The sequence below is a fragment of the Flavobacterium sp. ENC genome, assembly GCF_020991415.1.
In the GTDB taxonomy this organism is placed as follows: domain Bacteria; phylum Bacteroidota; class Bacteroidia; order Flavobacteriales; family Flavobacteriaceae; genus Flavobacterium.
This window is the reverse complement of record NZ_JAJMOY010000002.1, coordinates 147825-160333: the sequence shown is the minus strand read 5'-3', so window position 1 is coordinate 160333 and position 12509 is coordinate 147825. Positions and strand designations below refer to the sequence as shown.

Annotated in this window: 11 protein-coding genes; 3 read left to right on the top strand and 8 right to left on the bottom strand. The window is 36.0% G+C overall.

Annotated elements, in window-relative coordinates:
- Window positions 1–123: 123 nt before the first annotated feature.
- Window positions 124–1647 (top strand): choice-of-anchor I family protein, encoded by a 1524-nt coding sequence (locus tag LPB89_RS05535; protein WP_230700764.1) that lies wholly within the window; start codon window positions 124–126, stop codon window positions 1645–1647.
- A gap of 225 nt (window positions 1648–1872) precedes the next feature.
- A complete protein-coding gene (locus LPB89_RS05530; protein ID WP_230700762.1) occupies window positions 1873–3138 on the top strand; it encodes an OmpA family protein in 1266 nt (421 codons plus the stop codon).
- A 69-nt stretch (window positions 3139–3207) separates the two neighbouring features.
- Here the strand turns inward: LPB89_RS05530 and LPB89_RS05525 are convergent, their stop codons facing one another.
- The 6 genes from LPB89_RS05525 to clpB form a co-directional block, all read right to left on the bottom strand.
- The gene (locus tag LPB89_RS05525; RefSeq protein ID WP_230700760.1) at window positions 3208–4095 is read right to left on the bottom strand and encodes a carbon-nitrogen hydrolase; all 888 of its coding nucleotides are present in this window, start codon (window positions 4093–4095) and stop codon (window positions 3208–3210) included.
- A gap of 110 nt (window positions 4096–4205) precedes the next feature.
- Window positions 4206–4490 carry a type II toxin-antitoxin system RelE/ParE family toxin gene (locus tag LPB89_RS05520; protein ID WP_230700759.1) on the bottom strand — a complete coding sequence of 95 codons (285 nt, stop codon included), beginning with the start codon at window positions 4488–4490 and terminating at the stop codon, window positions 4206–4208.
- A complete protein-coding gene (locus tag LPB89_RS05515) occupies window positions 4491–4736 on the bottom strand; it encodes a hypothetical protein (RefSeq protein WP_127337460.1) in 246 nt (81 codons plus the stop codon). It abuts the gene before it with no gap.
- Window positions 4737–4890: 154 nt separating this feature from the next.
- On the bottom strand, window positions 4891–5301 hold the full coding sequence (locus LPB89_RS05510) for a hypothetical protein (protein ID WP_230700757.1): 411 nt from the start codon (window positions 5299–5301) through the stop codon (window positions 4891–4893).
- 191 nt (window positions 5302–5492) lie between these two features.
- Window positions 5493–6368, bottom strand: a complete 876-nt coding sequence (locus LPB89_RS05505; protein WP_230700755.1) for a DUF808 domain-containing protein — start codon at window positions 6366–6368, stop codon at window positions 5493–5495.
- 417 nt (window positions 6369–6785) lie between these two features.
- Window positions 6786–9386 carry an ATP-dependent chaperone ClpB gene (clpB, locus tag LPB89_RS05500; RefSeq protein ID WP_230700754.1) on the bottom strand — a complete coding sequence of 867 codons (2601 nt, stop codon included), beginning with the start codon at window positions 9384–9386 and terminating at the stop codon, window positions 6786–6788.
- Window positions 9387–9594: 208 nt separating this feature from the next.
- On the opposite strand from clpB, the gene ytxJ reads away from it, so the two are divergent.
- Window positions 9595–9984 (top strand): bacillithiol system redox-active protein YtxJ, encoded by a 390-nt coding sequence (ytxJ, locus tag LPB89_RS05495; RefSeq protein WP_230700752.1) that lies wholly within the window; start codon window positions 9595–9597, stop codon window positions 9982–9984.
- Window positions 9985–10234: 250 nt separating this feature from the next.
- On the opposite strand, the gene LPB89_RS05490 is transcribed toward ytxJ, so the two are convergent.
- Together LPB89_RS05490 and LPB89_RS05485 are read right to left on the bottom strand one after the other, a co-directional pair.
- Window positions 10235–11401 carry a hypothetical protein gene (locus LPB89_RS05490; RefSeq protein WP_230700750.1) on the bottom strand — a complete coding sequence of 389 codons (1167 nt, stop codon included), beginning with the start codon at window positions 11399–11401 and terminating at the stop codon, window positions 10235–10237.
- Window positions 11398–12393, bottom strand: coding sequence for a DUF2157 domain-containing protein (locus tag LPB89_RS05485; protein WP_230700748.1), 996 nt, complete (start codon window positions 12391–12393; stop codon window positions 11398–11400). Before LPB89_RS05485 ends, LPB89_RS05490 begins: the two co-directional genes overlap by 4 nt.
- Window positions 12394–12509 lie beyond the last annotated feature (116 nt).

Here is a 12509-nt window from a genome sequence, read left to right as displayed (position 1 = left end):
GGAAAATCAAATTGGAATTCGATAAAATAGCCAATAAAAATTAAGTTAAAGATTAAATAATACAGCCTTAATATACAGCCAGATTCTGCAATTTACATTTGGCAAAACTAAAAAACCAACACAATGAAAAAATTAAGTATCTCATTATTAACTGCTTTGTTTTTAATGGCAAGCTGTAATAATGATGAAAATTCAAACAACGAAGAACCTGAAGTTGTTGTAAGTGAAAATCCGGCTGCTTTTAAAGAAATTGGAAGCATTAAGATAGGCGGAGAAGCGGCAGCTGAAATTTCAGCTTATGATGAAAAAACAAAAAGACTTTTTACGGTAAATAATAGCGGAACGAATCAGATTGATGTAATTGATTTGTCTGACCCAACAAAACCAACCAAAATTGGAAAAATTGATTTAACTCCTTACGAAGGTGCTTCAAATAGTGTTGCTGTTTATGACGGAAAATTAGCTGTTGCCCTGGAATCTACAGTTAACAAACAAGGAAATGGAAAAGTAGTTGTTTTTAATACTTCTGATTACAGCCTGATTAAACAAGTTACCGTTGGTGCTCTGCCGGATATGATTACTTTTTCACCGGACGGAAAATACATCATGACAGCCAACGAGGGAGAACCAAATACAGACTATTCTCAGGATCCGAACGGAAGCATTTCTATTATCGAAGTTGCTAACAATTATACGGTAACCACATTAGACTTCAGCTCTTTCAGCAATCAGGCTGCGGCTTTGAAAAAAGACGGATTTAGAATTTCAACCTTTGCCAAGTCTTTTGCACAAGACATCGAACCTGAATATGTAACCATTTCCGATGATTCTAAAACGGCCTGGGTTACACTTCAGGAAAACAATGGAGTTGCAAAAGTAGATTTAACAGCTAAAACCATTACCGCTATTTATCCTCTGGGACTTAAAGATTTCAATACTGCTGAAAATGCTATTGACGTAAGTGATAAGGATGACAAAGTAGCTTTTAATCCATGGAAAGTAAAGGGAATGTTTATGCCGGATGCCATCAGTCATTTTTCTGCTAATAACGTACCTTATTTTGTTACGGCCAATGAGGGAGATGCAAGAGAATATACTGCAAATACCGATATTAAAAGAATGAAAGACATGACATTAGATGCAGCCGTTTTCCCGGATGCCGCTACCTTAAAACTGGAAACTAATTTAGGCAGGTTAAATCTTGTTGCCGATATGGGCGATACAGATGGAGATGGAGACTTAGATGAAATGGTAAGTTTTGGAGCACGCTCCTTTTCGATATGGAATGGAAACACAGGAAAAATAGTCTATGACAGCAAAAATGATGTTGATAAAAAAAGCAATGAATTAGGAACTTATGATGATAAGCGCAGCGACGATAAAGGTTCTGAGCCTGAAGCGGTCGTAGTAGCCAAAATGGGGAACCAGAATATTTTATTTGTAGGTTTAGAAAGATCGGATGCTTTTATGACATATGATGTTACCAATCCAGCTTCGCCGCAATATTTACAAACCGTAAAAACTGGTGATGCTCCGGAAGGGTTACTCTTTATTCCGGCTTCTAAAAGTCCCACAAAAAGAAGCCTGGTAATCGTGAGCAGTGAAGGTGACGGAACGATTAAAATTTTCCAGGCTGATTTGAAGTAAATTTTATCATTTCGAAAATAGTAAAAGGGGCAAAACACTGATTTTGTCCCTTTTATTTTGGTCAAAATTTAGATTATTTTAACAATTTAGCACTGTTTTCGGCTAATAAATGGAAATTATATAAGATTTACAGAAAGGTATTGGAACATATTTTCCTGATTGATGGTCTAAGTTTGTCGTAAGCTTAATAAAAGCTTAACAAATTAAAATTAAATATTAGATATCATGAAAAAGACATTAGCTTCCGTATCATTTTTAGTACTATCATTTGCAGCAAGTGCGCAAAATATGGCAACGACAGCGGCTCAGCCTTCAGTTGACAAACCTGCATATGACAGATGGTCTATTGAATTGAATGGCGGTGTAAACAAACCAACCAGAGCATTGACACCTGGTTATTCTACTGCAACATTAAATCCTTTCCACGCTGATTTAGGTGTGAGATATATGTTTAACCCTAAATTTGGTGTGAAACTTGATTTTGGATATGATCAATTTCAGGAACGTGATGATACACCTGCATTCGAAAGCAGATCGATCAGAACCAGTTTGCAAGGGGTTGTAAATATTGGAAGAGCATTAAATTTTGAAACGTGGACTAATACTATAGGTATTTTGGCACATGGTGGATTTGGTGTTAGCCAATTAACTTCTGATAATGGTTTTGACGGAGAAGATTATATGGGTCACGGAATTCTTGGTCTTACCGGTCAAATCAGATTAAGCAACAGCATTGCCTTAACCGGAGATTTAACAGGTATTGTTAACGGAAGACAAAATCACAACTTTGACGGAATGGGTCAGACGACTACAGGTTCATTTGATGGTGTATTGCTGAATGCTTCTGTTGGTTTAACTTTTTACTTAGGTAAAAACGAAAAACATGCTGACTGGTTTTCTGAAGAAAATGAAAGATTAAACAAATTAGAAGACAGAGTTACAACAATCGAAACTAATCTTATTGATACTGATAAAGATGGTGTAGCTGATCTGTATGATTTAGAGCCAAATACGGTTTCCGGAGTTGCTGTTAATACTAAAGGACAATCTATCGACACCAATCAAAATGGTGTGCCGGATGAACTGGAAAGCTATTTAGAGAAAACTTACGTTCAAAAAGGCGGAGAAACCGCTACAAATAACACGGTTGAAGAATTAATTAACGGAGGATATGTAAATGTTTATTTCGATTTTAACTCTTCTAAACCAACAAACGCTTCTTTATCCGGTGTTGATTTCTTAGTGAAATATTTGAAAAACAATCCGGGTAAATCTGCAGATATCATTGGATATTCAGATGAAATCGGAAGTTCTGACTACAACACTGAATTATCAAGAAAAAGAGCTGAAGCTGTGAAAAACGTAGCTACAAACGCTGGAATTGATGCTTCAAGACTGAATGTAATTGCAAACGGTGAAGATACTTCTGTGAATAAAAATTCTAAAGAAGCCCGTCAAATCGTGAGAAGAGTTACTTTCAAAGTAAAATAATATCTCTCTTATAAATTTAAAAAGCCGTTTCAAATATTTGAAACGGCTTTTTTTATGGAATAAAATGAATTAATCAATTGCTCTTTTGGTAATATCCCCGAAAGCGTCGATTCTTCTGTCCCTGAAAAACGGCCAGTTCTGACGTACATTTTCCTGTAAGTCCAAATCGACTTCGGCAATAAGAATCTCTTCCTGATCGTGAGACGCCTGAGCAAGAATTTCACCCTGAGGTCCGGCTATAAAAGAAGCGCCCCAAAACTGAATTCCTTCAGTACCTTCTATATATTGTTCTAAACCAATTCTGTTGGCAGCGGCAACGAAAACTCCGTTGGCAACCGCATGGCCTTTCATTACATTCATCCAGGCTCCGTACTGGTTTTCACCATACTGCTCTTTTTCCTTTGGATGCCATCCTATCGCTGTCGGATAAAATAACACTTCTGCTCCTTTTAAGGCTGTAATACGGGCTGCTTCCGGATACCATTGATCCCAGCAGATTAATGTCCCAACAGTTCCTTTTTGGGTTTTGATTGCCTGAAAGCCCAAATCTCCGGGTGTAAAATAGAATTTTTCATAAAAATGCGGATCATCCGGAATATGCATTTTGCGGTATAAACCTGCTTCTGTACCGTCAGCGTCAATGATATACGCACTATTGTGGTAAATTCCGGCCATCCTTTTTTCGAAGAAAGGAACAATAATGACAACCCCTAATTCTTTTGCCAATTCACTAAAAGCAATAAAGGAAGTACTGTAAAGCGGTTCTGCCAGGGCAAAATTATCTACATCTTCGCTTTGGCAAAAATAATGGCTGCTATATAATTCGGGAAGTAAAATGACTTCAGCTCCTTTATGGGCTGCATCTTTGACCCAGCTGATACATTTTTTCAGGTTATTTTCGGCTACGTCATTCAGATTTAACTGGACAACGGCTATTTTATATTTTCTTTTCGGCATGACATAAAATTTAGAGTGCAAAAATAGTAATTTTTAGAGGAATGACAAAGTATGTCTTGCTTACTTACCTTTCATAAAAAAAGAGCCTCATTAAGCTCTTTTCTTTATAATTATTTTACAGAATCCCTTTTTGTTGAAAATATTCGTGCAATATAAACAACTCTATTCTCTTCCTTATATAATATTTTATAATCCCTAACGATTATTCTTCTATATTCAGGCTCAATTTCATCTTTTTGGTACTGTTCTACAAAGTGAATCTTCTTTGTACTGGCTAAAATATCATTTTTTACATTGTTGGCACCCTGAATAGACTTTTCTTTATAATAATTGTAAATGCTTTTTAGCTGATTCCTGGCTGTATTGGTCCAGACTACTTTTTCTATCGTACTCATTTACCAATTTTCAGATTCTTTTTCTAAATCTTCCTGTGATGTAAATTGTCCTTTTTCAATTTCTAATTTTGCGGTAGCTAATTCAGCTTTATAAACACTTCTTGTAATCGGTTTTCCATCTACCGAAAACGCCACTATTTCTTCTTCCTGATAACTTTCTATAACTGCTTTAACAACTTTTAGAAGACGTTCATCTGCAGTACTTATAGATTCTAAAATACTATCTCTTAACTCTAAAGCTCCCATAATCATATTCTTTTAATCATTCAAAGATAGTTATTTTATCTAAAATTAATTTATCAAAAACAAAAACCATTTCTCAAATATGTAATTCCTTAACGATAGAATCAAATAGTTGAAAAATGGTTTATGTCCTCAATTTTATCAATCAGGAAACTAATTAATCAATAACCACTTTCTGGATTATAAATTCAGTTTCTGATTTTTTGAATTTGATTTCGAAAGTTCCTTTTTCTGCCGATTTAAATTTATAAACTGCTTTTTTAGGCGTCGCAACCTGTTGTGTACAAACCTCCGGATATTTCACTTCTACCTGTAAACCTTTTACGGTTCCAATGGTTGCTTCTGTAAATTTAGTAAACTCACCGCAAGAATTGTCCGGTAAAAAAGTTACCTCATAACTAAGCTCTGTGTTTACCTTTCCGGTTGCAGGTCCTGTTACTTCAGTTGCCAAAGCATTTTTTACGGTTTCTTTGACCGGATCAGGTGTTTTGTCATCACTGTCGCAAGACGCAAATACTGTTAACGAGAATAATACTAATAAAACTGAATTTAATTTAAACTTTTTCATAATAAATATTTGTTTGTTATTTTATTATGAAGAGTGGAATACCTGGATAAGGTTGCTTAGATAAAATGTTAAATAACACAAACAAAAAAGTAAAGAGCTGGCTTCCAAACTTTTATTCTTATAAAAAAAGCATAAAAAAACACCAGCCTTGCAGCTGATGTTCCTGATATGTTCTGAAAATGATTTTTAAATTAATGTGCTTTCTTTCCAAAAAGCTTTTTGAACAGATTTACAATTCCCAGGACTATAAATCCTGCTACCAGTCCAATTATAAATTCTTTTAAAATAGAAGGCAGCTGCGGGAATAAGTGATGTAAAAATTCAATATTGTGTACAAATAATCCACCGGATACAAGCAGTAAAGCGATTGTACCAACCACAGTTAAAAGTTTAATAACCTTTGGAAGTGCCTGTACCAAAATATTTCCTATCGTTTTTAAAATGCTTTTTTCCTTTTTACTGTGCTGAATCATTTTAAAACCTACTTCATCCATTCTTACGATGATAGCGACAATACCGTAAACACCAATGGTTGCAATCAGTGCAACGATTGAAACCACAACAATCTGTGATAAGATCGGTTTACCAATTACGGTTCCCAATGCAATGATTACGATTTCTACCGAAAGAATAAAATCGGTTACAATGGCTGATTTTATCTTATCCTTTTCAAGAGCTAAAATTTCTTCTTCGGTAAAGTTTTCTTCTGTAATTCCTTCTGAAGGGTCTTCATGGGGAAATATAAATTCATATATTTTTTCTGCACCCTCATAGGCCAGGAAAAGACCTCCAAGCACCAAAATGACAATAATCGCAATGGGAAAAAAGGCACTTAAAAGAAAAGCAATGGGCAGTATGATGATTTTATTTAAAAGTGATCCCTTACTAATGGCCCATAAAACAGGAAGTTCTCTTGAAGATGCAAATCCTGAAGCTTTTTCCGCATTCACTGCTAAATCATCGCCCAAAATACCGGCAGTTTTCTTTGCTGCCACTTTGCTCATTACTGCAACATCATCCATGATTGCTGCGATATCATCTAATAGTACGAAAAAACCTGATGCCATTATAAATTAATTTTATTTTTAAATTTGCATAATCACCTGGCTTTCAACACCAAATTTAGTTTACGCTATTTATTTTTTTAGGTAAGCGAATCTAATACTTTTTTATCAAATCTTTGCCAAAAAATTAGCTGCATTGCCCTAAAAGCAACCAGATAATTACAAAAACAAAGATAGTTCCGAAACATCCTCCTCCTAATTTTTTTGCTCCGTAACCTGCTATTAATCCTCTAAAAATATTATTCATGATTTTCTGTTTTTAAGTTATTTGTAAATTTCTGTACTAAATCGTTAATTCGGTTTATATTACTTTAAAAAAAAGTTTCAATATTCACGGATTCAAACTTATTCCAAAAAAAAAAAAGCACCAGCCTTTCGGCTGATGCTTCCCCAATTTAATAATTAACTAAACAAAAATCATTAAACTTTATGGGTCTGGTTTCTGAAAACCAGTTTTCCGTCGAAAGCATCAATTAAAATGATACTATCTGTTGTAATATTATTGGCCAGAATTTCTTTCGACAACTGATTGAGTACTTCCCTCTGGATCACACGTTTTACCGGTCTTGCCCCAAACTGAGTATCATATCCTTTGTCTGACAGATATTTAATGGCTTCTGGAGTTGCATCCATTGTAATACCTTGTAAAGCCAGCATTTTGGTAACACTTTTAAGCTGTAAGCTGACAATTCTCGAAATATTTTCAACCGTTAAGGGTGTAAACAATACAATTTCATCGATACGATTTATAAATTCCGGACGGACTGTTTGTTTCAGTAAACCTAAAACCTCCACTTTTGCAGCTTCGGTTGCGGCTTCGATACCGCCTTTTAGATTATCGAATTTCTCCTGGATAATCTGACTTCCCATATTGGAGGTCATGATGATAATGGTATTCTTGAAATCAGCCAGACGTCCTTTATTATCTGTCAATCGGCCTTCATCTAAAACCTGCAACAAAATATTGAAGGTATCCGGATGTGCTTTTTCGATCTCGTCCAGCAAAATCACGGAATACGGTTTTCTGCGAACGGCTTCTGTCAGTTGTCCCCCTTCATCATACCCCACATATCCCGGAGGTGCTCCAACCAAACGGCTCACACTGTGGCGTTCCTGGTATTCGCTCATATCAATACGAGTCATGGCATTTTCATCGTCAAAAAGATATTCTGCCAAAGCTTTTGCCAGCTCTGTTTTACCTACTCCAGTAGTTCCTAAAAACAGGAATGTCCCAACAGGTTTTTTCATGTCCTGCAAACCAGCCCGGCTTCTGCGTACGGCGTCACTTACAGCTTCAATGGCCTCTTCCTGCCCTACCACGCGTTTGTGTAATTCATCTTCCAGATGCAACAGCTTTTCTCTTTCCGTCTGAAGCATTTTCATTACCGGAATGCCGGTCCATTTTGCGACCACTTCTGCAATATCTTCACGCGTTACTTCTTCTTTTATTAAAGAATTACCGGATTGGTATTCCTGCAATTGTTTCAGCAAAACATCCAGACGTTCCTGTGCTTCTTTGATTTTCCCGTAACGGATTTCGGCTACTTTTCCGTAATCCCCTTCTCGTTCTGCACGTTCGGCTTCATGTTTGAAGTCTTCGATTTCTAATTTTACAGCCTGAACTCCGTCTACGACATCTTTTTCAGTTTTCCATTTGGTATAGATTTCATTTCGCTCTTCTTTCAGGTTGGCCAGATCCATTCCTAAAATCTTAAGCTTGCTTTCTTCCTTTTCGCGTTTAATGGCTTCAATTTCGATTTCAAGCTGCATGATTTTACGATCCAGAACATCGAGTTCTTCCGGTTTGGAGTTGATTTCCATACGCAATTTGGAAGCGGCCTCATCCATTAAATCAATGGCTTTGTCCGGTAGGAAACGATTGGTAATATAACGTTGTGAAAGTTCTACCGCTGCAATAATAGCTTCGTCTTTTATCTGAACTTTATGATGTGTTTCGTACTTCTCCTTGATACCACGCAAAATTGAAATGGCACTTTCGGTATCCGGTTCATCAATTAAAACCTTTTGAAAACGACGCTCCAGCGCTTTATCTTTTTCAAAATATTTCTGGTATTCATCTAAGGTTGTTGCTCCGATTGCTCTTAATTCTCCACGAGCCAGAGCCGGTTTTAAAATATTCGCCGCATCCATTGCACCTTCTCCTCCGCCTGCTCCTACAAGCGTGTGAATTTCATCGATAAACAAAACGATATCGCCTTCTGCTGCAGTTACTTCTTTTACAACTGATTTTAAACGCTCTTCAAATTCCCCTTTGTATTTGGCTCCGGCAATTAACGCCCCCATATCCAGAGAGAAAACGATTTTATCTTTCAGGTTTTCAGGCACATCACCATCTACAATTCTATGGGCCAATCCTTCTGCGATGGCGGTTTTACCTACTCCGGGTTCCCCTACCAGCATTGGATTGTTTTTGGTTCTTCGGGTCAGAATCTGTAATACGCGTCGAATTTCTTCATCACGGCCGATCACCGGATCCAGTTTTCCGGTACGCGCTAATTCGTTCAGGTTTTTAGCGTATTTATTTAAGGAATTATAATTTTCCTCAGCGGAAGCCGAAGTCACTCGTTCTCCCTTTCTAAGTTCTTCTATTGTAGCTTTTAATGCTTTTCCGGTAACGCCCTGATCTTTTAAAATCTGGGCTACTTTACTTTTTGAATCGAAAATGGCCAAAATTAAATGCTCGATTGAAACATATTCATCGTTCATTTTTTGTGCAATAATTTCAGCTTCATTAAGGGCTTTGTTTGCGTCTCTTGAAAGTACAATATCTCCTCCTGAAACTTTTGGAAAGCTTTGAATGGTTGAATCTAATACCTGAAGAAACAACGGTAAGTTTACATTGAGTTTTTTCAAAATGAAAGGCGCTACATTTTCATCAACTTCAAAAATGGCCTTAAAAATGTGTTCGTTTTCTATTTGTTGCTGCCCGTACCTTTGAGCCAGCTGTTGTGACAGCTGAATGGCCTCCTGGGATTTAGTTGTAAATTTATTTATATTCATATTTGTAAGATTTAGGTTTGCTATTTTAATTTTGAAAATTGATACCATCAAAATTTGATTTTATTGCATCAAAATTTAATTTTAAATGATATAACTTTGCTACTGTCTATTCAAATTATAGTCCATAGTAAAAATTAAGACAAAATGGCATTAAAAATGAAAAAATCAATCATTACAAATGTCAAAAAGTCACAAAAACAGTCAAATTATGAGTTTTTTAAATTCAATCTTCGGAGATTCGGAAAAATCTGATTCTCAAAAAAGCAAAATAAACTGGATTCCTCTTACAAATTTAGCACAGTTAAGCGATATTGAAACCATTTCGAATGTTAAGCCTATCGTAATTTTTAAGCACAGTACACGATGCAGCATCAGCCGCATGGCCCTGAAACAATTCGAAAGAGCATACGATCTGGACGAAACAGTAGATGCTTTCTTTTTGGATTTAATTGAACATCGGGATGTCTCCAACGAGATCGCCAGTCGATTTAATGTCTATCACGAATCACCACAATTGATTTTAATCAAAAACGGTAAAGCCGTTTATAACGTTTCCCACAGCGATATTGATGCAGAAGCTCTGAAAGCAAAAGTTTAGGAAAGGTGGGGATGTTGGATGTTAGATTTTTAGATTGTTAGATTGTTAGACGTCAGATGCTAGACGTCAGATGCTAGATGTTAGATGCTAGATGCTAGATGTTATGATTTAGAAGTACGAAATAGAAATAATAAAAAAAGTAAAACCCTGAATTTTCCAGTTCAGGGTTTTACTTTTTTTTGTGGTTTATAGTTTATGGTTCAATTCTAACTCTTAACTCTTAACTCTTAACTCTTAACTCGTTAAAAAATCAAAAATTCCCTTCTGATCCTCCTCCGCTAAAGCCTCCTCCTCCAAATTCCATTGGGGATTCCGGTGCTTTTACTTCCGGTTTCATTCCAAACGTTGAAGCTATAAGGAGTGCTTCGGCATTTAAAAAGGCATTGGAATTGGAAATTCTGTCCGGTTTAAATGTTACTCCGGTTTCTTTGTGTTTTAATTTTTTGATGGCTAAAAATGCTATTGCAAATAAAACCAGACCTCCCAGGGTTAATGCAACTTCTATTGGCAGAACCGAATAATAAAACCGAAAGCTGTAAAAGGAAAAAGCTATCGCGGCAAAACTAATCCAAAGCATAATTCTGTCCTTGCTTTTTAAGGCAAAAACCAAATACAAAACCGGGATTCCAAAGGTGAAAATCCAGAAGAAAAATGCGAACGGAATTTCGGGACTTATTTCATAATAAGTATCGGCTAAACTTGCTGAAAATTCCCGCACCACCAAATAATTTCCTGAAAAATACAGCAGAATTAAACTCAGGCTTTTTATTAAAAGAAGTCCGTTGTAGTAGAAGGGTTCTTGTAATTTGTTTATAACTCTTCGGCAAAAATAATAGGTTCCTATGCCGTACAGCATCATAAAGAATGGTAAAATTGCCTGTCCTGCTTCCAGAAAATCAAATATAGCGTATCCTAAGGTTGCCGTAAATGCGAGGTAAAAAACCAATGCAGACAGCAAATGTACATAACGCAAATAAGCAATCAGCGAAACGATTGTTACCGCTATTGTAATCGCCAATATGTTATCACCATCTGTCGAAACTCCAACAGCAAAACCGATATTCAGCTGTAATCCTAAGATAAAAGCGTCGTCAAGTCCGTGATGATGATAGCCCTGCTTGGTCAGAATTTCTGATCCGACAACACCAATAATAGCGAACAGATAGGGGAATATTTTCCAGCTCTCATCCATTCCGGAAAGTCCCAAAAGTGAAATAACACCGCATAGTGAAGAGTACAAAAAGGCTCCCAGCAAAAAGAAACCAATACGTACCAGAATATTTTTGTGGTTGTTCAGTACGGGAAGTTCTTTTTTTATAAAATCAAGCTGCTCTTTTCCTATAAAACCAGCACTTTTTAATGAATCCGCTTCTTCAATCAAAGCTGAATTTTCTAATTTACTTTTATCTAATATCATTCGGCGATTTCTTTATTGAAGTTCTTAATTAATTTGATAAACAGAATTATGGAACCAATAAAATAGGCAGGGATAACCATAACAAATAATACCCAGATATCGGAGAAGTCAATATTCTCAAAAACCCTGAAAATAAATATATTTATTCCGATGTAAGCATAGATAATCATAAAAACAAACAAGGAGATCGCCTTTATTTCATGGCTGATTTTATAAAAATAAAAACTGGATCCGGCCAGAATAATCGAAAAAGCAAACCAGATTCCCTTGTGATCGTTTACCAAATTGCTAATGGAAGCGATACTGATCATATGAAGGGCAAATGTCAGGTAGATGAGATTAAAGTGCGTCTTGAGCTGGATTCTTGAACTGTAAATGGTCCATAATACCAATAATCCTCCTAATATAACGGCAGAATAACTTAAATCCTGATGCGTATAAAAATCATTTTTCAGCAAATCCTGTGGTGTTACTGAAAAACCAACGTAAGCTGTCAGACCTGTAATCGCAATCGTTAGCACGCTTTTATTGTCAAAATAATACGCGCAAAAGAAACTCACAATCGTTGGAACCAATGTTGCCAGACCGTAATGTGTTCCGAAAGGTTTGTATTGAAATTGCAGATAACCAATAAAAATACAGGTCAGAATATTGGCTGCAAGCACCAGATATTCCAAAACAGGGCTTTCAAAAGTGGTTTCTGATTTCTGAAATCCTTTTGAATTCTTAAAACAAAAGTAAAAACAGATTACAATAACAATCAATAACAAAGACAAAATTGCGATATGCCCGATCGTATCAATATTTTCATAAATCAGGATTCCAATTCCGGATGTAAAAAGCAAAACCGATAAATACAGGAACATCTTTAGTTCAGCATTTAATGAAAAAATACCTGAACTGCGGTACTCTTTTATCTGGACCAATTGTTCTTCGGTAATGAAATTTTTCTCAAAAAGAGTTTGAGTTGCCTGTTCTTCAAATTTTGCCATAGTCTTATTTTAAGATAACTGATTCTCAAATGTAGGGATTTGGCATGGATTTTCTGTCGTAACGACAAAGGATTTACTCAAAAAAAAGCGTTATGATCTTCTCCTAACGCTTTTTA

What these genes read in the sequence shown, in the direction of transcription:
- LPB89_RS05510 (WP_230700757.1), bottom strand. Translation starts at nt 5,301, where the DNA reads ATGAAAAAGTTTAAATTAAATTCAGTTTTATTAGTATTATTCTCGTTA.
- LPB89_RS05485 (WP_230700748.1), bottom strand. Translation starts at nt 12,393, where the DNA reads ATGGCAAAATTTGAAGAACAGGCAACTCAAACTCTTTTTGAGAAAAAT.
- LPB89_RS05490 (WP_230700750.1), bottom strand. Translation starts at nt 11,401, where the DNA reads ATGATATTAGATAAAAGTAAATTAGAAAATTCAGCTTTGATTGAAGAA.
- LPB89_RS05535 (WP_230700764.1), top strand. Translation starts at nt 124, where the DNA reads ATGAAAAAATTAAGTATCTCATTATTAACTGCTTTGTTTTTAATGGCA.
- LPB89_RS05515 (WP_127337460.1), bottom strand. Translation starts at nt 4,736, where the DNA reads ATGGGAGCTTTAGAGTTAAGAGATAGTATTTTAGAATCTATAAGTACT.
- LPB89_RS05520 (WP_230700759.1), bottom strand. Translation starts at nt 4,490, where the DNA reads ATGAGTACGATAGAAAAAGTAGTCTGGACCAATACAGCCAGGAATCAG.
- LPB89_RS05530 (WP_230700762.1), top strand. Translation starts at nt 1,873, where the DNA reads ATGAAAAAGACATTAGCTTCCGTATCATTTTTAGTACTATCATTTGCA.
- LPB89_RS05525 (WP_230700760.1), bottom strand. Translation starts at nt 4,095, where the DNA reads ATGCCGAAAAGAAAATATAAAATAGCCGTTGTCCAGTTAAATCTGAAT.
- LPB89_RS05505 (WP_230700755.1), bottom strand. Translation starts at nt 6,368, where the DNA reads ATGGCATCAGGTTTTTTCGTACTATTAGATGATATCGCAGCAATCATG.
- ytxJ (WP_230700752.1), top strand. Translation starts at nt 9,595, where the DNA reads ATGAGTTTTTTAAATTCAATCTTCGGAGATTCGGAAAAATCTGATTCT.
- clpB (WP_230700754.1), bottom strand. Translation starts at nt 9,386, where the DNA reads ATGAATATAAATAAATTTACAACTAAATCCCAGGAGGCCATTCAGCTG.